Source organism: Sporosarcina sp. P29, from assembly GCF_002743265.1.
Lineage (GTDB): Bacteria > Bacillota > Bacilli > Bacillales_A > Planococcaceae > Sporosarcina.
Map to the genome: position 1 here is coordinate 23,875 of NZ_PDYX01000021.1, position 21,892 is coordinate 45,766.

Consider the following 21,892-nt stretch of genomic DNA (forward strand, 5'->3'; position numbering starts at 1 on the left):
TCAACCCTTTCTTTTTTCAACATCCCGATGTGATACATAGGTCGGGTAGTCGCCTTTAAACACACTTGTAAAGTATTCAGCAAGTGTAACAGAGCGGTGTTGACCACCTGTACAACCGAACGCAATGACTGCTTGACCTTTTCCTTCTTGTTTATACTGCGGAATCAAGAACTTGAATAAATCGGTTAGTTTTTCGATTAATTCTTTCGTGTCCGACCATTTCAATACGTAATCTGACACTTCACGATTCAAACCTGTCAATGGACGTAATTCTTCCAAATAAAACGGGTTCGGTAAAAACCGTACGTCGAACACTACGTCTGCATCAATCGGCATCCCATGTTTAAATCCGAATGAGACAAAATTTAAGGTGAAGTTCGGCTCGCCAGCTTCAGAAAATTCGCCTGTGATTTTTTCTCGTAATTGCTTAGGCTTTAATTTGGATGTGTCGATAATCGAACGGGATAGTCCTTTTATTTCTGTTAATAAAAGACGCTCTTTGCGAATACCTTCGAGTAACGTGCCACCTTCAGATAATGGATGTGACCTACGTGTTTCTTTATAACGTTTCACAAGAGCTTCGTCATCTGAATCGAGGAATAGCAAACTCGTTTTAACATCTTCCATTTTGAATAATCCTTCGAGTGCAGTAATCATGGAGTCGAATAAACTTCCTCCGCGCGTATCCATCACGGCTGCAATACGTCTCATTTGATTATCTGACTTCATCATCAAATCCAGGAATGTTACAAATAATTCGGGTGGTAAGTTGTCTATGCAATAGAACCCCATGTCTTCAAAGCATTGCATGGCGACTGTTTTACCTGCTCCTGACATACCCGTAATTATGACAACTTCGTATTCATTTACCACTTGTGGTTGATCCATAAATGTTAGTCACCTTCCATTGATTGTTGAAGTGATTCCCGCAAGAAGCGGAATTGCTCTGTATAATAGAACGTTCCATACTGCATACCTTTCTGACTAACCGCAAAAAGTAAGTTCTTGCGATCCCCTTCCGCCATTGGTAGTGTATGCAAACTTTCTAGCGGATGCCATTCCAGTTCACCTTCGATGGTGGTTTTCATTAACTCTCCGGAATAGTCGTGTGCGACAAATGTGAAGAGTAACCATTCATTCAATAATTCTTTTCCTTCATCATCCATGATCATCATCGTATATACGCCTTTTAAATGTGGCGAGATCGCTTGCGCACCGGTTTCTTCGAGAAATTCACGATTAGCGGCTTCATAAATAGACTCACCTTCATCGATTTTCCCACCCGGCGCCACATACCAACCACGCCTCGGCTTCTTCAGCAAAAGGACTTGACCGTCTTTTACCACGAGCAAATTAGCAATTTTTTGCATATGTAGTTCCCCACTTTTCAAGTATGTATTTATAGTATACAACGCTTTCATTGAAAACGAAAAAAAAAGGTGACTATTCACGGAAGTTTGTACCGTAAATAGCCACAAAGTTGCTATATTATGAAAGGGGTGTCTTTCTTTTTCTATTATCCCCCTTTTTTATTGCAAAACGATTACATAGACGTTACAAATTGATAACCTATTTTACGCCTTCGCTTCTACTTCTTCCATCAACTCTTCGATATACTTCTGAGCTGCTTGAGCTGCAATACTTCCGTCTCCTGTTGCTGTTACGACTTGACGTAATAACTTCTCACGCACATCGCCTGCAGCAAAGATACCTGGAATTTTTGTTTCCATAATGTCATTTGTTTCAATATAGCCGTTTTCATCCAAAATGCCGAGATCTTTGAAAGGCTCTGTGATTGGGTCCAATCCGATATAAACGAACATACCTTCAGTTTCCATTTCACGTTCAGAACCGTCTTCAGTAGAAACTAGCGTTATGGAACCAATCTTACCGTCTTTTTCATTCACTTGCTTAACCGTTGAATTCCAAATGAAATCAATCTTTTCATTGGCAAACGCTCGCTCTTGAACGATTTTTTGTGCACGCAATGTATCACGACGGTGGATAATAGTTACCTTATTAGCAAAACGCGTTAAATATGAACCTTCTTCTACCGCAGAGTCACCGCCACCAATAACGACGATATCTTTATTGCGGAAGAATGCTCCATCACATACCGCACAATAACTTACGCCACGGCCAGTCAATTCTTCTTCACCCGGTACACCGATCTTGCGGTATTCTGCGCCCGTAGTCAAAATAATTGCACGTGCTTTATAACTTTTTCCACCTGCGTGAACCGTCTTAAATTCGCGACCGTCTTCGATTTTCGTTACGTCTCCATAAGCATATTCAGCACCGAAACGTTTCGCATGATCGAACATTTTTGTCGAGATATCTGGACCTAAAATACTTTCAAATCCTGGATAGTTCTCAATTTCTTCTGTATTGGCCATTTGACCGCCTGGCAAGCCTCTTTCTAACATCAATGTGGACATGTTTCCACGTGATGTATAGACAGCTGCTGTCATCCCTGCTGGTCCTGCCCCAACGACAATTACGTCATATACTTTTTCTTCCGTTGTCATAGTAGTTTTCCTCCTTCAAAATACGCATCCTTTGGCTTTCATTGACTTCACCAAAGATTTCATCCGACTGGCAGATAAAACTATCGCTATATAAAATCGTACGAGAAATACACTTGAATTTCAACTTAAATGCAACATCTGCAAGTAGTTATTCTTCTGTATAAGGCAGAAATTGAAGAAGTTCCTGAATATACTTGGATAACGTCGCAACAGATACGCTGTAATTTTCTGCAACAGACTTTTTCGTCACTTTTTCGTCATGTGAAGATTGGAACATATAATCCGCTGCCGCAGCAATTGCATGCACATTACTGAACGTATACTTCTGTTCGAGTGCATGTTCACATAGCGTGAACCACATTTGAAAGAACTGTACACCTTGCTCATCAAGCGGTTTATAGTCTTCATACAATAAATCACAAATGGCCAGTGCTTTTTTCAAAGCCTTCTCAAATGGATTAGTCACCTTGAATGAATAATTCAAACTGTGCGCTAGAAACAGTTGTTCCGCAGCTGTCAATTTTTCTACATCTATATATCCGGGATGTGAAAGGATTTCCTGTAAATGTGACGACTTTCCTACTAAGTACAAGCCGAACATTCGCTCACTGCGATACGGGTTTGAAATCTTTTCAATCAAGAACGGAACATCCTCTTCGTAAGAATCCATATCCAACTCTTCATCCAGTGATTTCCAAGGTTCGAAGCCTTCTTTCGTAGGATCCAATTTCAGTAACGCTTCATTCGCTTGCTCCGCTACTTTACGATGACCCGTAAAATATGCAGCGTTCGCTAGCCAGAAGTAATACCCGACATCTCCTTCGAATCCGCGTTTTTGCAGACTGCGAAGCCAGTGATACGCTTCTTCGTAACGACCTGTCAGCGCAAATGTCGCACCTAATTTATAGCGCTGTTCGAATTGATACGGTTTAATCTTCGACAACAGCTCCATCATACTTTTCAAACGCTCTTCATCCCGGTTGTAATAAAAGAATACCGCCAAGTTACACAGCGCATGGATGTTGCCTTTTTCTTCACGCAAGACTTCATATAGAATGTCTTCCGCATGCTTCTCTTTGCCGATATAAAAATACGCAAGCGCCAAATTATTATGGACAGCCCACGTTTTCGGATAATCCACTAATAAATCCTCTAGCACTTCAATGGCATCTTCAAAATCTCCTTGTTCCATCATGCGACGTGCTTTTTCTTGCCTGAATATTACTTCACTATCCAGCTGTTCGCCTTCTTCAACGAACATTTCTTCCTGATCAGCGAATTCAGAGATTTCATGGGCTTCTTCTACAAATACGCCATCGGGTGCTATAGCCACATATTTCAATGCATACTGCTTCGCTTCACGCAGTAGACCGAGGTGTGCATGAACTTCAGCTAAATAGAATGTCGTCTCATCATTGTTTGGATCTAGATCATCAGCTGTTTGCAAAAGCTCATAGGCATCTTCAAAGCGCCCGACTTCCATGATGAACACGCCGTATTCCATATGGGTCAGTGCATCATCTGGATTCAAATCCAGTGCACGTTTATAATATTTTTCCGCATCAGAAAATTGTTCACGCTGCATAGCTTGCATCGCGCGTTTACGATAAAAATCACCGTCTGGCAGGAATGAAATAATTTTATCTTTTATAAATCGTTGGTTGTTTTTCAATCGAACTCCTCCGAAAAAGTAAGAGGAACGCACTTGACGTCCCCCTGCAATGTATCCTCTAGTATAGCACAACTACATAGCCCGTCATTCATTTGCTTTCACGTGCTGCACGTTCCGCCATTTGTTCGGCTGTATATATAATGCGTACTGGATTCCCGCCAGCAAATGTACCGGCAGGAATGTCTTTATTGACGAGCGAGGCAGCGGAAACAATGGCACCATCGCCTATTTTAACGCCCGGCAAAATCGTTGTATTGGCTCCAATCAGTACATTATTGCCTATTTCCACATCGCCAATACGGTATTCATCTATCAAGTATTCATGTGCTAAAATCGTCGAATTAAACCCGATTATGGAGTTTTCACCAACAGAAATTCGTTCTGGAAACATGACATCCGGTACAACCATCAGCGCAAAAGCCGTATGCTTCCCGACTTTCATCCGCAAGAACACTCGATACAAGACGTTTTTCCATGAAACAAATGGCGTATACCGCGCAATTTGAATCACGATGAAATTCTTAGCTACTTTAAAAATGGAGACCGTACGGTAAATATGCCAAAGTGAATTTGCATCTCCTTTGGAAGGATGCCGCTCTGTGCGTCTCATAGTTTGATTCCCGCAGTGATTTTAAGTAAGTCGGACATATGTTGCAACATGAAGTCAGGTTTGAATGTCTGCAAATATTCTTCACCTTTTAACGCCCATGCAACAGCTGCAGTTCGTGTTCCTGCATTTTGTCCGCCCAGTATATCGTGGAAGTTATCCCCGATCATCAGTGACTCTTCAGGTGCTCGGCCAAGACGTTTTAATGCCAATGCAATCGGCTCAGGATCCGGTTTAGGATTCGTAATATCATCGAGTCCAATGACTGTCTCAAAATAAGGGGCGATATCGAGAAGGTCGATCCCTCTTTCTACCATATCGCGCTTCTTTGTAGAAACGACCGCCATCTTAAAGCCTAGATCATATAATTTACGGAGCGTATCTGTGACACCTTCGAATTCAGTTACATAGTCATCGTGATGAGCCAAGTTCCATTCACGGTATTCGTCAATCAATTGTTCTGTCTTATCTGGTGCAATCGAGGAAAACGTATCATGTAATGTAGGTCCGATAAACGGCAACATCTCTTCCCGCCCAAAACGTCCAGGGAAATGCTTCTCAAGGACATGTTCAAAAGAAGAAAGTATTAACTCATTTGTATCTGCAAGCGTTCCATCAAAATCAAATAATAATGTAGTAATCGGTTGATTAGTCAATAACAGCTTCCCCCTTCTCTCTCGGCTGCTTCCATAGAATACTCACTGTAATCGTCAGTACAATGGCAGTTACAAGCCGAATGATCAATAATGGCCAAATCGGTATACCGAGTGGCAAGAATAATAGTGTATCCTCAATCACTGCATGGCATGCCATCAAGAATATGAAAGCCAATGTAATATCCCGTTTCGAGACGCCATCTTCCTGCACTGCTTGAATCATGACGCCTGCACCGTATGCCAGGCCAATCAATAATCCCGCAACGAGTGTCATCGAGGCATTGGGTTTCACACCAATCAGTTTTGTAAACGGTGCCAAACCACTAGAAAAACGCTCTAAATAATTGCGATCTTTCACGTACTGCACAAACAACATTAATGGAATGACAATCAATGCCAGCTGCAAGACGCCAAATGCCGCCTTTTCAAGTCCGAGCAAGAAAATCTGCACAAAGCCTTCTGGCACAACTTCCGCTTGTGGCGTTAAACCGTATTGCGCGATTTCATTGCCGCCTGTCCAAAATACATTGATCAAAACTCCAGCAAGCACAGCCAATCCGAGTCGAACGACAAGCACTGTCCAAAGTTTGACGCCTACTTTTATGGCGACAGCTGTCTCAATGAACAAATTATGCGCAAAACTGATCATCATAGCAATGATAAATACTTCTTTAACCGTTAATTCTAATGAAATGATGCCGGCAATTCCAGCATATAAATTTAATGCATTGCCAAGCACGATGGGCACAGCTGCTTCACCGCGCAAGCCAAAAAGATGCATAATAGGTTCAACCAATTGCACAAGCCAAGGTAAGATAGGTGTAAACTGCAAAATGGTTACAAGCAACGTAATAGGGAAAATAATTTTACCGAGCGACCACGTTGTTTTTAATCCCACTTGTAAACCATTTTTCAACGTACTAGATAATGCGATATTATTTTTGTTTGTCATCATAGTTCTCTTTCACTTTCATTATATATCTGCGATACAACAAGATGGCGATCCCTATGACAACTCCTGCTACAGATACTAACTGCGCAGCACGTAAACTGCCGATGACGTACAGACTATCCGTCCGCATCCCTTCAATGAAGAATCGGCCGATTGAATACCAGATGACATAAAACAAGAAAACTTCTCCACGTTTCATCTTCAGCATTCTTCGGATTACTAAAATCAAAATGAGTCCGACCACATTCCATAACGACTCATACAAGAATGTCGGATGATACGTGATCCCATCAATCGTCATTTGATTCATAATCCAGTCAGGAATGATCGTACTTTCTTTAAACGCTTCTGAAACCGGTCCGCCATGCGCTTCCTGGTTCATGAAATTTCCCCAGCGTCCGATAATTTGTCCAATTAATAAGCCCGGTGCTGTAATATCTGCCACTTTCCAAAATGACACGCCGCGCTTCTTACAGAAAATCACAGCTGTAATGACCGCACCGATCAAGGCACCATGGATCGCTATTCCACCATTCCAAATTTGAATGATTTGGTCTGGATGATCACGATAATAGTCCCACGTGAAAATAACATAGTAAATTCGTGCACTGATGATAGAAATAGGAATTGCCCAAATGAGCATATCCGTGAGTAAGTCGGGGTGCATTCCCCGCTTCAGCATTTCTCTTTGCACAATCATAAATCCTAAAATAATTCCGAGCGCAATCAAAATACCGTACCAGCGAACTTCTAAGCTGCCAATACTGATCGCGACGGGGTTAATCGCTAGCATGGAAACATTCACTTAGTCGCGCCCCTCTTCTTCTAATAGTTCCGCATTGTCTGCGATCGCTTGATCCAAACGCTTGGTAAATTCCTCTGCAGCATTAATTCCAAGACGCTTCATTCGATAATCCATCGCCGCTACTTCAATGATGACTGCGATATTCCGCCCAGGTCGTACAGGAACGGACAATTTCGTAATTTGCGAATCGAGAATTTCTACTTTCTCTTCATCGATTCCGAGACGATCATAGTGCTTCTTATCATCCCAAATTTCTAAATCGACCGCTAACAATACACGCTTATCATCTTTCACGGAACTTGCACCAAACAACGTCATCAAATCGATAATACCGACACCGCGAATTTCCAACATATGTTTCAATAGTTTCGGTGACGTTCCGATTAAGATGTTATCGGATACTTGTCGAATCTCGACCGAATCATCCGCTACAAGTCTATGCCCTTTTTTAATGAGTTCTAACGCCGTTTCACTTTTCCCTACTCCGCTACCACCCGTGATTAATACTCCGACACCATACACATCCACTAGCACACCATGAACAGTCGTCATCGGAGCGAGTTGTCCAACCAAGTAATTCGTCAGCATGCCTGAGAACTGCGTAGTCTTATAATCTGTCCGCAGCACCGGAATGTTTTTCTCCTCTGCTAACTGGCTCAACTCTTTCGGACCTTCTTCGCCATGAGCAATAATGAATGCCGGCGTATCGACCGAGCAAAGTCGCTCCAAACGCTTTCTTCGCGTAATGGCAGGCAATGTTTCAAGGAAGGACATCTCCTTACGCCCAATCAACTGCACACGCTCCGCAGGATAATAATCAAAATAACCAGCCATCTCAAGGCCAGGCCGTGAAATATCACTCATTAGGACTTGCTTATGAATGCCCTCGTGTCCAGCAATCAATTCCAATCCGAAACGATTCATAATATCTTCTACTGTTAATTCACCCATGAAATCCCTCACTCTCTGCTACGATGTACGTATTCTGACAGTTTCTTGCCGTATCATCATTTCCTGTGCTTATGTACAAATCATTCCAACCTATTTTAACATGAAGGTAACGAAAAGAAATGGATTACTTCTTGATCTATATTCCCTTTTTGTATCCTTTTCAAAAGTCTTCTCTATATAGAGGATAAAGGAGAGTGGACAGAATTGACACTAATCATTCTTGATGCGGGTCACGGCCCAGATACACCCGGTAAACGAACACCTGATGGAAAGCTTCGCGAGTATTATTTTAATGCGGCAGTAGCCGCACTCGTCGGAGAGTTTTTAACGAAAGAAGGCCTGACAGTAAAGTATACACACGCGTCTTCTCGTGACGTGCCATTAAGCGAACGAACGACTTCAGCTAATCGAATGAAAGCAGATGCATTTGTCTCAATCCACGCAAATGCATTCGGCAACGGCTGGCACACCGCACAAGGAATTGAGACCTATATTTATCCACAAGCAAGCCAAAGTTCCGCAGTGCTCGCTTCTGCCGTGCAGAAATCCTTGATCTCTGCTTGCCTGCGTCCCGATCGCGGCGTGAAAAAGGCCGATTTCGCTGTCTTACGTGACACGAATATGCCTGCAATTCTAGTAGAGTGCGGCTTCATGTCGAATCAGACAGAGGCCGCGTTATTGCAAAGCAAAGCCTATCAACGCCAATGCGCACGAGCTATCGCTTTTGGGATTTTGTGTTGGGAGTATGGGAGATGAATTGGGAGGGGTTGTTTTGTTTTGACTGAGATGTGGGGGCATTGAGCGGTTGCGTGGCAGGATTGATCGCTTATCCCGTAAGTATGAGCGGATACGGACCACGATAGAGCGGACATCCACCCTCATAGAGCGATCACGCAGCAACAATGAGCACTTACACGAATTATTGAGCGGCACAGGCGATTGACCTCTAGGAGCAGTGTGTAATGAGCGGGTAAGCGGCAGGATTGATCGCATTACCCGTAAGTATGAGCGCTCACGGACCACGATAGAGCGGACATCCACCCTCATAGAGCGAAAACGCAGCAACAATGAGCACTTACACGAATTATTGAGCGGCACAGGCGATTGACCTCTAGGAGCAGTGTGTAATGAGCGGGTAAGCGGCGAGATTGATCGCTTAACCCGTAAGTTTGAGCGGATACGGACCACGATAGAGCGGACATCCATCCTCATAGAGCGGTCACGCAGCAACAATGAGCACCTACACGATTTATTGAGCGGCACAGGCGATTGACCTCTAGGAGCAGAGTGTAATGAGCGGGTAAGCGGCAGGATTGATCGCTTCCCCCGTAAGTTTGAGCGGATACGGACCACGATAGAGCGGACAACTCTCTCAATAGAGCGAAAACGCAGCAACAATGAGCACTTACATGATTTATTGAGCGGCACAAGCAAATCCTCCCGCTTCATTCAAACAATCAAAAAAACCAAAAAACACCTGCACCGCCACAAATGGCAGTGCAGGTGTTTGATTATGTGATTAACCCATATCGACAGAGTTATAGCGAACCATGACAGTGCCTGTCTTGGACTCTCCCGTGATGTGCAACGGCTCTTTCATTGAGTCTTCAACGTTCTTGCTAAAGCGGATCGTACGGTGCAAGAACTGTTCTTGTTCTTCCACACGTGATACGTCTTTCAATTGCAAGTCAAGCTTACCCATGTTGGAAGTAATCTCTCCCTTAACACCTATAGTAGATGGGAAGTAAATTTCAACCGTACCGCTGATTGACTTCGCTTCTAATTTTTTTGCATCAGCAGAAGAAGTTGTCAACGTCACGTTTCCATTTAAGGATTTTGCGTCTACATCATTCACCGCGCCATCTACATAGACACGACCATTTAATGTTTCGGCTTCTAGCTTTTCGCCAGTAACTTTCAACAAACGGACCATACCGTTTGCAGTCTCTAGCTCCGCTTCATCAAATTTAATATCGGCACATTCAATTTTACCATTTGCCGTTCTAATACGCAGATCTTTAAAGTCCACGCCTTCAACAGAACATCCGCCGTTCAATAGACGGACAGAAAGTTTACTATACGGCGCTGTAGTCGGTACGTACAGATGTAGGTTGACTTGCAGCATCTTCAAGTCGCTTCCGATGCGCAACTTATTGCCGTCTTTTACGAACAATAACTTTTCTAGGAACTGGCTGAGTGCACCTGCTTCAGAATCATGATTGAAATGCTTTACAGAGAACTTCGCCGTGATTTCCTCAGTATCTGAAGGATGAATTTCCACAGTACCGTGATCGATATGGATGATGATTTCTTCAATATCTTCTACGGACTTACTTTCTGTATGTGTAAAGGAAACAGATTTGCTGAATGGTGCTTCGAAATCGAATTCTTTCACACGGTGTACTGCCGTATCCATAAATTGCATGAAGCGGTCACCTGCTGAGACGAATTCTTTGCGGATATCTTCGAAGAAAGCATCAGCTGAAGAGCTCTCTTCCGCTGTTCCTTGCTCAGATTCTTTACCCATGGCTTCCAGTAATTTCAATGCTTCATCAGCTGTGATTTTACCTTCTTCAAGCATCGTTAGTATTCGTATGCGTTCATTTTGCATTTCCAGATTCCTCCTTGTTTTGAACAATCTTTTCAGTAGCTATCTATTTATACGGTTCTGCGGAACAAAAGTTTCATTTTCTATTTCTTTACTACTTTTTTTATTTGTTCTTTCATCCGATTTCGATCTCTTTCTAGGATGGTCTTCAAATATTTACCCGTATAGGATTCTTTGACTTCTGCTATCGCTTCGGGTGTACCCGTCGCAACAATTTCTCCGCCTTTGTCTCCGCCTTCCGGACCGATATCGATAATATAATCGACAGTCTTAATGACATCCAAATTATGCTCAATAACGAGAACTGTGTTCCCTCCATCAACTAGACGTTGAAGAACTTCAAGTAACTTAGCTATATCATGTACGTGCAAACCTGTTGTCGGCTCGTCCAAAATATAAAACGATTTACCCATGGACCGTTTATGCAATTCAGAAGCCAATTTCACACGTTGGGCTTCTCCACCTGACAGTGTCGTTGCTGGTTGACCTAATTGTACATAGCCTAAGCCTACATCGACGATCGTCTGCAATTTACGATGGATTTTCGGGATGTTTTCGAAAAATACGACCGCATATTCTACTGTCATTTCCAGTACGTCTGCAATATTCTTTCCTTTATACTTCACTTCAAGTGTTTCACGGTTATAACGTTTACCGTGACATACTTCGCACGGTACATATACATCCGGAAGGAAATGCATTTCGATTTTGATGATTCCATCTCCACGGCATGCTTCACACCGTCCTCCCTTGACGTTAAAACTAAAGCGACCTTTTTTATAGCCGCGAACTTTCGCTTCATTCGTCATCGCAAAAACATCGCGTATATCATCAAAGACGCCTGTATACGTAGCTGGGTTGGAACGCGGTGTACGGCCGATTGGTGATTGATCGATATCGATAATCTTCTCCAAATGTTCCACACCACTAATACTATCGAATTTTCCAGGTCTTTGTTTGGATCGATTCAATTTCTGGGCCAATGTTTTATGCAAAATATCATTGACCAACGTACTTTTACCTGAACCGGAAACTCCTGTAACTGCGATAAATTGACCGAGTGGGAATTCTGCATCAATATGCTTCAAGTTATTCTCTGAAGCGCCTTTAACGATAATGCTGCGCTCATCACGTGACCTGCGTTCAATCGGTAGTGGAATGAATTTCTTCCCGCTCAAATATTGACCGGTCAGCGACTTCTTGTTTTTCATCACTTTCGCAGGAGTACCTGCAGCTACCACTTCTCCACCTGCCACGCCAGCACCAGGACCGATATCAATTAAATAGTCTGCGGCCATCATCGTGTCCTCGTCATGTTCTACAACAATTAACGTATTTCCGATATCTCGCATGCTTTGAAGCGTGCCAATTAATCGATCATTATCTCGCTGATGAAGTCCAATTGAAGGTTCATCGAGAATATACAGAACACCTGTCAAACGAGATCCGATTTGTGTAGCCAGTCGTATACGCTGTGCCTCTCCACCTGATAATGTTCCTGCTGAACGAGATAAATTTAAGTAATCGAGACCGACGTTCACTAAGAAACCTAAACGTTCTTGGATTTCCTTCAAGACCATGTCTGCAATTTGTGTGTCCTTCTCAGATAGAATTAATTGGTCAAAGAATTTCGTCGTTTCAACAATCGAACGTTCCGTGATCTTCCCGATATGCTCTCCGTTCACTAAAACCGAAAGCGATTCGGGTTTTAGGCGGTAGCCTGTACAAGTGGGACATGACTTCTCCGTCATATATTTACCCATCTGCTCACGTATATAGTCTGATGATGTCTCATGATAACGACGTTCGACGTTGCGCAAGACACCTTCGAAATAAATATCGCTATCGCGTGTGTTTCCGAATTCGTTTGTATAGCGGAAACGAATCTTCTCTTTTTTCGATCCTAGCATCAGTTTTTCAATATCTGAGTCAGCTAGTTCTCTAACCGGTACATCCATTGGAATTTTATAATGCTTGGCAATCGTCTTCAGAAGTTCTGGATAATATTGCGAACTCGTTGGCTCCCAAGGGGCAATAGCGTGTTCTTTTAAGGTTAGGTCACTATTTGGAATGACTAAATCTGGATCCACTTCGAGTTTCATGCCAAGTCCATCACATTCAGGACATGCACCGAACGGACTGTTAAATGAAAACATACGCGGTTCTAGTTCGCCAATAGAAAACCCACAAATAGGACATGCGTGATGTTCACTGAAAAACAGTTCTTCTTTACCAATCACATCGACAAGAACATTACCGTCTGCTAATCGTAACGCAGATTCCAATGAGTCACTTAGACGTGTTTCTACGCCTTCTTTCATGACGATTCGGTCAATGACGATTTCAATTGTATGCTTTTTATTTTTATCCAAATCGATGTTATCGTCTAAATCAATTGTCTCACCATTTACTCGTACCCGTACATAGCCTTGTCTTTTAATATCTTCAAATAATTTGGCATGTGTCCCTTTACGTTCTGAAATAATAGGTGCCAAAATTTGAATTCGAGTACGCTCTGGTAACTGGATTACACGATCCACCATCTGCTGAATCGTCTGCGTAGAGATTTCAATGCCATGAAACGGACAATGCGGTTTCCCGACTCTTGCATAAAGTAAACGCAAGTAGTCGTAGATTTCCGTCACCGTTCCTACAGTAGACCGTGGATTTTTACTCGTTGTCTTCTGGTCAATAGAAATAGCCGGCGACAATCCTTCTATAGAATCCACATCTGGTTTATCCATTTGTCCAAGGAACTGACGCGCATATGCAGATAATGATTCCACATAGCGGCGCTGCCCTTCCGCGTAGATCGTATCAAAAGCTAGTGAAGATTTTCCTGAGCCCGATAAACCCGTAAGCACCACTAGCTTGTCGCGTGGAATCTTCACCGTAATGTCTTTTAGGTTATTCGCTCTCGCTCCCTGTATTACAAGTTCTTTATTTTTCATGCGGACTCTACCTTTCTGCTTTCAGTTCTAATACGGTATCTCGTAACTCTGCAGCTCTTTCGAAGTCTAAAGCTTTTGCTGCGTCTTTCATTTCTTTTTCCAATTTGGTTAGCAATATGCTTTTCTCGTCTTTGGAAAGCTTCTTGCCATTCGTCACCTTTTGCAAATACGATTCCGTTTCTTCAGCCACTTGAGTGGCACGGATCAATTCGCGTATCGGCTTAACGATGGTCGTTGGTGTTACACCATGTTTTTCATTATATGCTTTTTGAATTTCACGACGACGTTCCGTTTCATCAATAGCTTTCTTCATGGAATCTGTCATTTTATCCGCGTACATAATAACGCGTCCTTCTGAGTTACGTGCCGCACGTCCAATTGTCTGGATTAACGCACGTTCCGAACGCAAGAATCCTTCTTTATCCGCATCCAAAATCGTGACCAATGAAACTTCGGGAATATCAATTCCTTCACGCAGTAAGTTGATTCCGATTAATACATCGTACGTTCCGACACGCAACTCACGGATAATTTCTGTCCGTTCTAGAGTCTTCACGTCAGAATGGAGGTACTGAACTTTAATTCCGATATCTTTTAAATAATCCGTCAAGTCTTCTGACATTTTTTTCGTTAGAGTTGTTATTAATACACGTTCATTTCGCTCGATTCGAAGATGTATTTCATCCAATAAATCGTCAATTTGTCCTTCAATAGGACGCACTTCAATGATTGGATCAAGTAATCCTGTAGGACGTATAATCTGTTCTACCATTTCGTCTGTATGCTCAATTTCATAAGGACCTGGCGTGGCTGAAATATACATTGCCTGCCGAACATGCTTTTCAAATTCTTCAAACATCAATGGACGGTTGTCCAATGCCGATGGTAAGCGGAAACCATGTTCCACCAATACTTTTTTACGTGCCTGGTCCCCGTTGTACATTCCACGAATCTGTGGCAAGGAGACGTGACTTTCATCTACTACAATCAAAAAGTCGTCAGGGAAATAATCCAGCAACGTATATGGAGTTGCCCCGGCTTCACGCAACGTCAAATGTCTAGAATAGTTCTCGATTCCAGAACAAAAGCCCATCTCCCGCATCATTTCTAGATCATAACGCGTCCGTTGTTCTAGCCGCTGCGCTTCTAATAATTTATCATTATCACGTAAGTATTTAAGCTGTTCTTCTAACTCGATTTCAATATTTTCAATCGCTTTAAGTAACTTCTCTTCGCGGGTAACGAAGTGGGATCCTGGGAAAATAGCCACGTGATCACGATCGCCGATGACTTCTCCTGTTAAGGCATCCACTTCCCGAATCCGTTCGATTTCATCTCCAAAAAACTCAAGACGTATACAACGCTCGTCACGAGCTACCGGAAAGACTTCGACTACATCGCCTCTGACACGGAATGTACCACGCGTGAAATTGATATCATTGCGCTCATACTGAATGTCCACTAGCGTGCGTAATAGTTGATTACGCGGTATTTCCATTCCTTTGCGTAATGAAAAAACCATGTCATTATATTCTTCTGGCGAACCTAGACCGTAAATACATGACACGGATGCTACAATCAAGACGTCGTTCCGTTCGAATAATGCACTCGTTGCGGAGTGGCGAAGTTTATCGATTTCATCATTGATCGATGAATCCTTTTCAATGAATGTATCCGTCTGTGGAACATATGCTTCTGGTTGATAAAAATCGTAGAAGCTGACGAAGTATTCTACCGCATTATCTGGAAAAAACTCTTTGAACTCGCTATATAATTGGCCAGCCAACGTTTTATTGTGGGCAATGACCAGTGTAGGTTTATTAATTTCTGTCAGCACATTGGAAACCGTGAATGTTTTACCTGTCCCCGTTGCACCCAGTAACGTTTGATGCTTCTTGCCTTCTTTAATACCGTTAACAAGGCTGTCGATCGCTTTTGGCTGATCTCCTTGTGGCGTATATGGTGCCTGCAATTGAAATGTTTCGTTCAAATGGTTCCACTCCTCTTCTTAAACACCTGTCCTTCTATTTTACCACAACCAGTGTTTTTTCTAAAGAAATAACGAACGTACGTTTTAAGCTAACTCTCTATGTACTTTATTGTACCCTTGTACTTTGTGAAAGAAACTCACAGCGAGGTTATTCTATGCAATAAAAAAACACTGCCAGGATTTTGCCCTAGCAGTGCCTATGAATACATTATTTTGTTTTTAGTTCATAACCATGTTCTTGTGAAATGTCGATTAATTGTTGTGTATACAGGTCGAATGCTTCTTTGTCATTTTGATCCAGCGCATCGTCAATCAACAGCATGATTCGCGATTGTGTTTGTTCCCAGTGAATGTGTTGTAGAAACAGATCCCAATAGATTTCGTTCAGCAACTTTTCCGCTTGGAGAGAAGTGCCATTGTTACCTACCGCTTTCAAAAATTCAGCATATGAGTTGTTATTGTTCATCTCTCTCACCCCTGATACCTTTTAGTAATTATATATGCAATAGAATACAAATTGCAACCACTAGTCTAACTATTCGAACTTTTGAATTACTTTAATATAATTAGAGGAATTTTTACTAGGTACATATATTCAGACAATTCTGTGATAGGAATTACAATACTAGCAGTAGTTCTACTTCACTCTGGACGAACATCATATTTCTTTTACTTGCTCTTTAGTTAATCGGATCGTTGCCTCACCGACAATGAGTGCGATCGCCGCAATCAAGAGAGGTGTAATACTTAGTCCATACAAAGGTAATGCCGCCAGTAATAGAATAATTGCTTGTAGCCAAATCAGTTTTCTTACTAACAAACGAACCGCTTTGATTTGCGATTTTTCCTGTTCTTCAGGGAATAGCAGATCCATCGTGAACTCGACGCCACCTTCAAGCGCCAATATCAACTGAACAGCTGTCGCAAACGCTAGAGCTCCTACAAAAATGAACGATACAATTGGTAACGGTATTAAGAACGCACCCAACGCAGACAGTGCCGTTAATCTAACCCACAACCAAAATGTATCATCTGTACGAATAAATGTACGTACGATTAAGTAGTTTTGTACATCCTTGCGCTTGAATGTAGACCGTTTCATAGCAATCTTCAACCAGCTCCGCTTACTCACTGAACCAACCAAATGCGGTACTTCCGTGAAGTAATTCGCAAATCGATAGAAACGCATCATACGATTTTGTTCCAGTTCAATAAACTGCTCATACGGAAATGGAAAATGCTCCGCTTTCTTATCCCAAAACTTCGCATAGAGCATAGCAATCAGAATTCCGATAAAGATTGCAACCGTACTCCACGTAAGAGCGAAGTGAATCGTTAGAAATGTTAAAACGAGTCGTAACACACGATCCAGCCAAACGAAGTTATGCTTCGCAATACGAACACTGTATTCAGTCCCTACAAATAGCCCTTTAAACACGATGATTAGTAACATAATGAGAAGATAATCCGTTCCTGTTCCCACTTCTGTTGCTTTTAATAACGGCAAAGCAACGACCATAGCAATTAGTGGTAAGGGAAGTTGTGAAAATGTCGACCAAGTGATCGAACGTTTCATATAGCTCGGCAATTGATTTTCTAATGGCAGGAAAAAAACGATATCTGCCGGCTTTAGTAACGTAGTCGGTGCCGCTTTCATTAATAAGAGTGCAATGACGATAGATACGATGAAAACTGAAGGGAATGTAACGGGCACTTCTTTTAGCCATTCACTATACGCATAGCCCCCCGCTCCAATGGCAAACATGAAGACGATAGCCAAATGTCCAGTGAATACATAGCGCATATATTTCTGTAGTTCATTAACGTAATGGAAGAACCGTTGTCCCCATATCTCATGCATGTTGTTCATGGTCAGTTTCCTCAGTCATTGCGATATATAAGTCATCGAGTGTGGCATCCGGTCGCCCGAACGTCTTACGCAAGTCGTCCATTGTACCATTCGCACGCACCCGGCCTTCGTGCAACAAGATAATGCGATCACAATACTTCTCAGCCGTCGCCAATACGTGGGTGGACATCAAAATAGAAGCCCCCGCATTTTTTCGTTCAATAATTTGGTCTAGCAATGCGCGAATCGCTAGAGGATCCAATCCGACGAATGGCTCATCGATAATATATAATTTAGGTTCGACTAGGAAAGCACACATGATCATGACTTTCTGTCGCATACCTTTAGAAAAGTGAGCTGGAAACCACTTTAAGCGTTTTTCCATACGGAATTCTTTCAGCAATTGTTCGGTACGTATTTCAAATTGTTGCTTGTCCAAACCGTATGCCATCGCAGTCAGTTCCAAATGTTCTTGTAATGTAAGTTCTTCGTATAACACGGGCGTCTCTGGAATATAACTGAATGATTGGCGGTAATGTTCCTTATCACTAAACGTCGCACCGTCAATTTTGATAATTCCTTCAAGCGGATTCATGACACCGATAATATGTTTGATTGTCGTACTCTTCCCAGCGCCATTTAGACCGATTAACCCGACCAACTCCCCCTCTTCTATCTGAAATGAAAGGTCATGTAAAACGGGCTTGCGCGTATAACCACCTGTAACGTGTTCTAGTTCTAGGATTGCCATTATATTTCCCCCTATCTTCTTTTATTATTTTAGCAAAGAAATTGTAAAATTGCTTTATCCGCCTTCGTTAACTATCTGAAAATATGCTACAATACATCCAAACATGAAAGGATGTGTAGAAATGACCTCATGTATTTTCTGCAAGATTGTAGAAGGAACGATTCCAGGAGAAAAAGTATACGAAGATGATCACGTAATTGCTTTTATGGACATTATGCCTGTTACGAAAGGGCACGTACTCCTAATCCCAAAAACACATCGTGAAAATGTGTATGAATTAACTGAAGAAGAAGCTGCGAATTTATTTAAAGTAGCACCCAAAATCGCTAATGCATTAAAAGAAGAATTTCAACCGGCCGGAATGAACCTATTACAAAACAACGGATCTTTCGCTGGCCAGTCCGTCTATCATTTCCATATGCATTTAATTCCACGCTATGATAAAACAGATGGTCTGAAAGTCGAATTTGATACAAAAGTAGAGCAGTTCCCGATGGATGTAGTATCTGAATTAGCTACGAATATTTCAAGGCGTCTGCAACGATAACACGTGGCGGATACAGAGCAGAAGAGTGCGGCATTTTTCATCATTCCTCAAATTGAATTCCACTCTTCTGTCCATTTCTCCATACGATGGAGAAAAAAAGCTTTTGTTGGTATAATATTTCATTCATTTTCTTGCTCAACTACGTACGAACATGCTTTAATAAAATAATAACTATACAAAAGGAGTGTTCTCTACATGAAAGCGTCCACATTCTTTATTGGCCTGGCAGCAGGTGCTGTCACTTCTGCGGTAACCGTTCTATATTCTACACCAAAAGCTGGCAGTGAACTGCGTGACAGCGTCAAAAATGCATCACTCGAATTGAAGGATAAGTTGAAAGATGTCAAAGGGCAAGTCGCAGATCTAAAAGATTCTGTTACCGATTTATCGAAAGAAGCAAAAGAGCTAGTCCCAGAGACTGTCGAAGAAATGAAAGTTTCTGTAGCAGACTGGAAGCGCTCGACTGAACACAATAAGAAACGTTTAGAGAAAGAAATCTCTGCAATTCAAACGGCATTGGATGATCTCGAGAAATCAATTGGTACTCGCTAAGGTATTTCCATTTAGGCATCCGTTCTTCACTTGCTAATCTTTGAGTACGTACCCATAGTAAAAACAGCCGTAATATAGCTGTTTCTATGGGCATATACACTCAAACTGATTTATTTTACTATTCCGTCTTTTTTATTTGTTGTTTTTTTGGTATAATAAATAAAATGACTGAAAGAAAGCAGGTGTCTCGATGGCCGATCAAAATATTTCACGTAAAGATGCCATGATCTTCAATCAGCGCGTAGCCCAAATGTCCAAGGCGTTATGGAAAGCTGTAGAGAAAGATTGGCAACAATGGATTAAACCGTATGAACTCAATATTAATGAACATCATATTTTGTGGATCGCCTACCATTTGGAAGGTGCCACAATTTCAGACATCGCGAAATTTGGTGTAATGCATGTCTCAACCGCCTTTAACTTCTCAAAAAAGTTGGAACAACGTCAGCTTTTGTACTTCTCGAAAAAAGATGATGACCGACGCAATACATACGTGACGGTTTCAGAAGAAGGCAAAGCGTTACTCATCCGGATGAATGAAAATTACCATAATGAAGATTACAGCGTTCTTCAGGGTTCTCTTCCCATTCGTGATATTTACGGTAAATTTCCTGAATTCTTAGAGGTCATGTCCGTATTGCGTAACATCTATGGAGATGATTTTATGGACATATTCGAACGCGGTTTTCAGAACATCGAGAAGACGTATGTTGATTCAAATGATTACCTAACAAAATCTGAAGTAGAGTCATAACCACCTGCTCTTTACATGGTTTAGTTTTTTCCTTTTGATCACATATTCTGCTATGATAGTACAGAAGCAGAAAGAGGAGGTCTAAAATGGTTATAGCGATTACCATTCTATTTTCATTGTTCTACTTATATCAAATAAATAAAATGACATTTGCTCTTTGCCAATCTAGAGAGATTCCAGAAGAAAAGCAGCCAAAGATTTATCGAACTGTAAACATTCTGATCACAATCCTCATTTTATCCTTATATGTAGAAGTGTTCTTTAGTGCTTAACACTATGTATTGCCCACCCCCATTGCTGGGGGCGGGCTTTTTTTTAGCACAAGTATGCTGCACCGACGATAATTAACAAAATGAACAACACAACAATTAAAGCAAAGCCTGATGAACCTGATCCGCCGTGTGAATAACCGCTCATGAAGGCACCCCCTTTCACATTGTATCCTATGCGAAAGTAGAAAAAAGCGGTTGGGCAGTTTTTGATGTATGGAACCTTTTTGTTTTTCATACGTTATATGATATAGTGTTTACTTGAAGAATAGACAGAATCGATACTTAGATTAGGGGAGTTAATTACATGAAAAAGAAGATGTTAGCATTTACACTTGCAGCTTCGGTTGCAGCTTTATCCGCTTGTTCTGGTGGCGGCGATGAAAAGGTTATGACGTCTAAAGCAGGAGATGTAACGAAAGATGAGTTTTATCAAGAAATGAAAACATCTGTCGGTGAACAAGCCCTACAAATGATCATCTTGGAAAAGGTTCTGGATGATAAGTATGACGTAGACGATAAGCAGGTAGATGAAGAATTTGATAAAAACAAAGAACAACTCGGTGAAAACTTCGAAGCATTCTTGGCTCAACAAGGTCAAACACCTGAAAGCTTCAAGAAAATGATTCGTTTGAATAAATTGCAGGAAGCTGCATTGACTGATGGTATTGAAGTTTCTGACGAAGAGTTAGACAAACGTCTTGAAGAATCTCAATCAGAAATCAACGCGCGTCACATCTTAGTTGAAGATGAAAAGACAGCAACAGAAGTAAAAGAGAAGTTGGATAAAGGAGAAGACTTTGCGAAAGTAGCAAAAGAATACTCTACTGATCCAGGTTCTAAAGATGAAGGCGGAGATCTTGACTGGTTCGCATACGGTGTAATGGTTCCTGAATTCTGGAACGCTGCATACGACTTAGAGCCAGGCAAAATCAGTGAGCCGGTTCAATCAGATAACGGCTTCCACATCATCGAAGTAAAAGAAAAGCGTAAAGCTGATGATAAGAAAATCTCTGATGAAAAGAAAGCTGAAATCCGTCAAGAGCTATTGATGGAAAAAGCTGACGAAAATGAGTTACTGGCTAAAGTTTCGAAGTTAGTTAAAGCAGCAGATGTAAAAATCAAAGATGAAGATTTGAAAGCTTCACTTGATTTGTTCAAGATGGAAGAGCAGCCAGCTGAAGGAGATGCTCCGGTTGAAGAAGAAGCACCTGCAGAAGACGCTCCGGCTGATGATGCTGAAGTAGAAGTTGAAGAAGGCAAGTAATATATGAAAAAGGTCTGCCCTGGAAGTTACAACTTCCGTCGGCAGACCTTTTTTTGGTTCTATAATAAATGTTGGGGTTCTCAAACAATTGAACAAAAAAATGCACGTGATCACCAATTTCTTTTATACTTGAATTGTCGAGAAACAAGTCAAAGAGAAAGGTGATACGTGCATATGAATTTT

General features: G+C 41.8%; 22 protein-coding genes. 6 read left to right on the top strand and 16 right to left on the bottom strand.

Annotation, left to right across the window (positions count from 1 at the left end):
- The 9 genes from rapZ to hprK form a co-directional block, all read right to left on the bottom strand.
- Positions 1-888, bottom strand: a complete 888-nt coding sequence (gene rapZ, locus CSV68_RS14040; protein WP_099662449.1) for an RNase adapter RapZ — start codon at positions 886-888, stop codon at positions 1-3.
- A gap of 5 nt (positions 889-893) precedes the next feature.
- Positions 894-1,370 (bottom strand): 8-oxo-dGTP diphosphatase, encoded by a 477-nt coding sequence (locus tag CSV68_RS14045; protein ID WP_099662450.1) that lies wholly within the window; start codon positions 1,368-1,370, stop codon positions 894-896.
- Positions 1,371-1,574: 204 nt separating this feature from the next.
- Complete coding sequence (gene trxB, locus CSV68_RS14050) at positions 1,575-2,528, bottom strand: thioredoxin-disulfide reductase (protein WP_099635195.1); 954 nt, start codon at positions 2,526-2,528, stop codon at positions 1,575-1,577.
- A 148-nt stretch (positions 2,529-2,676) separates the two neighbouring features.
- Positions 2,677-4,200, bottom strand: a complete 1,524-nt coding sequence (locus CSV68_RS14055) for a tetratricopeptide repeat protein (protein ID WP_099662457.1) — start codon at positions 4,198-4,200, stop codon at positions 2,677-2,679.
- Positions 4,201-4,288: 88 nt separating this feature from the next.
- Positions 4,289-4,810, bottom strand: coding sequence for an acyltransferase (locus CSV68_RS14060; protein ID WP_099635196.1), 522 nt, complete (start codon positions 4,808-4,810; stop codon positions 4,289-4,291).
- Positions 4,807-5,463: a pyrophosphatase PpaX gene (gene ppaX / locus CSV68_RS14065; RefSeq protein WP_099662451.1), complete on the bottom strand. Its 657-nt coding sequence runs from the start codon at positions 5,461-5,463 to the stop codon at positions 4,807-4,809. The genes CSV68_RS14060 and ppaX overlap by 4 nt, the downstream gene beginning before the upstream one ends.
- Positions 5,456-6,415 (bottom strand): nucleoside recognition domain-containing protein, encoded by a 960-nt coding sequence (locus CSV68_RS14070; protein WP_099635198.1) that lies wholly within the window; start codon positions 6,413-6,415, stop codon positions 5,456-5,458. The genes ppaX and CSV68_RS14070 overlap by 8 nt, the downstream gene beginning before the upstream one ends.
- Positions 6,399-7,220 (bottom strand): prolipoprotein diacylglyceryl transferase, encoded by an 822-nt coding sequence (gene lgt / locus CSV68_RS14075; RefSeq protein ID WP_233192929.1) that lies wholly within the window; start codon positions 7,218-7,220, stop codon positions 6,399-6,401. The genes CSV68_RS14070 and lgt overlap by 17 nt, the downstream gene beginning before the upstream one ends.
- Entirely contained in the window at positions 7,221-8,171 is a 951-nt protein-coding gene (hprK, locus tag CSV68_RS14080) for an HPr(Ser) kinase/phosphatase (protein ID WP_099635199.1), read from the bottom strand.
- A 204-nt stretch (positions 8,172-8,375) separates the two neighbouring features.
- Here hprK and CSV68_RS14085 point away from each other — a divergent pair, with 204 nt between their 5' ends.
- Complete coding sequence (locus tag CSV68_RS14085; RefSeq protein WP_099662452.1) at positions 8,376-8,927, top strand: N-acetylmuramoyl-L-alanine amidase; 552 nt, start codon at positions 8,376-8,378, stop codon at positions 8,925-8,927.
- A 763-nt stretch (positions 8,928-9,690) separates the two neighbouring features.
- Here the strand turns inward: CSV68_RS14085 and CSV68_RS14090 are convergent.
- The 6 genes from CSV68_RS14090 to CSV68_RS14115 all read right to left on the bottom strand — a co-directional run bounded on the left by CSV68_RS14090 (position 9,691) and on the right by CSV68_RS14115 (position 18,320).
- A complete protein-coding gene (locus tag CSV68_RS14090) occupies positions 9,691-10,782 on the bottom strand; it encodes a DUF4097 family beta strand repeat-containing protein (protein ID WP_099662453.1) in 1,092 nt (363 codons plus the stop codon).
- A gap of 80 nt (positions 10,783-10,862) precedes the next feature.
- A complete protein-coding gene (gene uvrA / locus CSV68_RS14095; RefSeq protein WP_099662454.1) occupies positions 10,863-13,730 on the bottom strand; it encodes an excinuclease ABC subunit UvrA in 2,868 nt (955 codons plus the stop codon).
- Between the two features lie 7 nt (positions 13,731-13,737).
- Positions 13,738-15,720, bottom strand: a complete 1,983-nt coding sequence (uvrB, locus tag CSV68_RS14100; RefSeq protein WP_099635590.1) for an excinuclease ABC subunit UvrB — start codon at positions 15,718-15,720, stop codon at positions 13,738-13,740.
- Between the two features lie 208 nt (positions 15,721-15,928).
- Positions 15,929-16,186, bottom strand: coding sequence for an IDEAL domain-containing protein (locus CSV68_RS14105; protein WP_099635589.1), 258 nt, complete (start codon positions 16,184-16,186; stop codon positions 15,929-15,931).
- 192 nt (positions 16,187-16,378) lie between these two features.
- Positions 16,379-17,590 carry an ABC transporter permease gene (locus tag CSV68_RS14110; RefSeq protein ID WP_099662455.1) on the bottom strand — a complete coding sequence of 404 codons (1,212 nt, stop codon included), beginning with the start codon at positions 17,588-17,590 and terminating at the stop codon, positions 16,379-16,381.
- Positions 17,574-18,320 carry an ABC transporter ATP-binding protein gene (locus tag CSV68_RS14115; RefSeq protein WP_099635587.1) on the bottom strand — a complete coding sequence of 249 codons (747 nt, stop codon included), beginning with the start codon at positions 18,318-18,320 and terminating at the stop codon, positions 17,574-17,576. The genes CSV68_RS14110 and CSV68_RS14115 overlap by 17 nt, the downstream gene beginning before the upstream one ends.
- A gap of 121 nt (positions 18,321-18,441) precedes the next feature.
- Here CSV68_RS14115 and CSV68_RS14120 point away from each other — a divergent pair, with 121 nt between their 5' ends.
- From CSV68_RS14120 to CSV68_RS14135, 4 genes are all read left to right on the top strand, one after another.
- Positions 18,442-18,867: an HIT family protein gene (locus CSV68_RS14120; RefSeq protein ID WP_099635586.1), complete on the top strand. Its 426-nt coding sequence runs from the start codon at positions 18,442-18,444 to the stop codon at positions 18,865-18,867.
- Between the two features lie 195 nt (positions 18,868-19,062).
- A complete protein-coding gene (locus CSV68_RS14125; RefSeq protein WP_099635585.1) occupies positions 19,063-19,419 on the top strand; it encodes a YtxH domain-containing protein in 357 nt (118 codons plus the stop codon).
- 190 nt (positions 19,420-19,609) lie between these two features.
- On the top strand, positions 19,610-20,173 hold the full coding sequence (locus CSV68_RS14130) for an HTH-type transcriptional regulator Hpr (RefSeq protein ID WP_099635584.1): 564 nt from the start codon (positions 19,610-19,612) through the stop codon (positions 20,171-20,173).
- Positions 20,174-20,259: 86 nt separating this feature from the next.
- A complete protein-coding gene (locus tag CSV68_RS14135; protein WP_029054118.1) occupies positions 20,260-20,445 on the top strand; it encodes a hypothetical protein in 186 nt (61 codons plus the stop codon).
- A gap of 43 nt (positions 20,446-20,488) precedes the next feature.
- On the opposite strand, the gene CSV68_RS14140 is transcribed toward CSV68_RS14135, so the two are convergent.
- Positions 20,489-20,590, bottom strand: coding sequence for a YjcZ family sporulation protein (locus tag CSV68_RS14140; RefSeq protein WP_099635583.1), 102 nt, complete (start codon positions 20,588-20,590; stop codon positions 20,489-20,491).
- 159 nt (positions 20,591-20,749) lie between these two features.
- Between CSV68_RS14140 and CSV68_RS14145 the strand changes: the two genes are divergently transcribed.
- Positions 20,750-21,709: a peptidylprolyl isomerase gene (locus tag CSV68_RS14145; RefSeq protein WP_099662456.1), complete on the top strand. Its 960-nt coding sequence runs from the start codon at positions 20,750-20,752 to the stop codon at positions 21,707-21,709.
- Positions 21,710-21,892 lie beyond the last annotated feature (183 nt).

Bases quoted from the DNA above. Each gene is read 5' to 3' on its own strand.
- CSV68_RS14135 (WP_029054118.1), top strand. From the start codon at position 20,260: ATGGTTATAGCGATTACCATTCTATTTTCATTGTTCTACTTATATCAA.
- CSV68_RS14140 (WP_099635583.1), bottom strand. From the start codon at position 20,590: ATGAGCGGTTATTCACACGGCGGATCAGGTTCATCAGGCTTTGCTTTA.
- CSV68_RS14060 (WP_099635196.1), bottom strand. From the start codon at position 4,810: ATGAGACGCACAGAGCGGCATCCTTCCAAAGGAGATGCAAATTCACTT.
- uvrA (WP_099662454.1), bottom strand. From the start codon at position 13,730: ATGAAAAATAAAGAACTTGTAATACAGGGAGCGAGAGCGAATAACCTA.
- CSV68_RS14110 (WP_099662455.1), bottom strand. From the start codon at position 17,590: ATGAACAACATGCATGAGATATGGGGACAACGGTTCTTCCATTACGTT.
- trxB (WP_099635195.1), bottom strand. From the start codon at position 2,528: ATGACAACGGAAGAAAAAGTATATGACGTAATTGTCGTTGGGGCAGGA.
- CSV68_RS14105 (WP_099635589.1), bottom strand. From the start codon at position 16,186: ATGAACAATAACAACTCATATGCTGAATTTTTGAAAGCGGTAGGTAAC.
- CSV68_RS14130 (WP_099635584.1), top strand. From the start codon at position 19,610: ATGGCCGATCAAAATATTTCACGTAAAGATGCCATGATCTTCAATCAG.
- rapZ (WP_099662449.1), bottom strand. From the start codon at position 888: ATGGATCAACCACAAGTGGTAAATGAATACGAAGTTGTCATAATTACG.
- CSV68_RS14120 (WP_099635586.1), top strand. From the start codon at position 18,442: ATGACCTCATGTATTTTCTGCAAGATTGTAGAAGGAACGATTCCAGGA.
- CSV68_RS14090 (WP_099662453.1), bottom strand. From the start codon at position 10,782: ATGCAAAATGAACGCATACGAATACTAACGATGCTTGAAGAAGGTAAA.
- CSV68_RS14070 (WP_099635198.1), bottom strand. From the start codon at position 6,415: ATGACAAACAAAAATAATATCGCATTATCTAGTACGTTGAAAAATGGT.
- CSV68_RS14125 (WP_099635585.1), top strand. From the start codon at position 19,063: ATGAAAGCGTCCACATTCTTTATTGGCCTGGCAGCAGGTGCTGTCACT.
- hprK (WP_099635199.1), bottom strand. From the start codon at position 8,171: ATGGGTGAATTAACAGTAGAAGATATTATGAATCGTTTCGGATTGGAA.
- CSV68_RS14115 (WP_099635587.1), bottom strand. From the start codon at position 18,320: ATGGCAATCCTAGAACTAGAACACGTTACAGGTGGTTATACGCGCAAG.
- CSV68_RS14145 (WP_099662456.1), top strand. From the start codon at position 20,750: ATGAAAAAGAAGATGTTAGCATTTACACTTGCAGCTTCGGTTGCAGCT.
- CSV68_RS14045 (WP_099662450.1), bottom strand. From the start codon at position 1,370: ATGCAAAAAATTGCTAATTTGCTCGTGGTAAAAGACGGTCAAGTCCTT.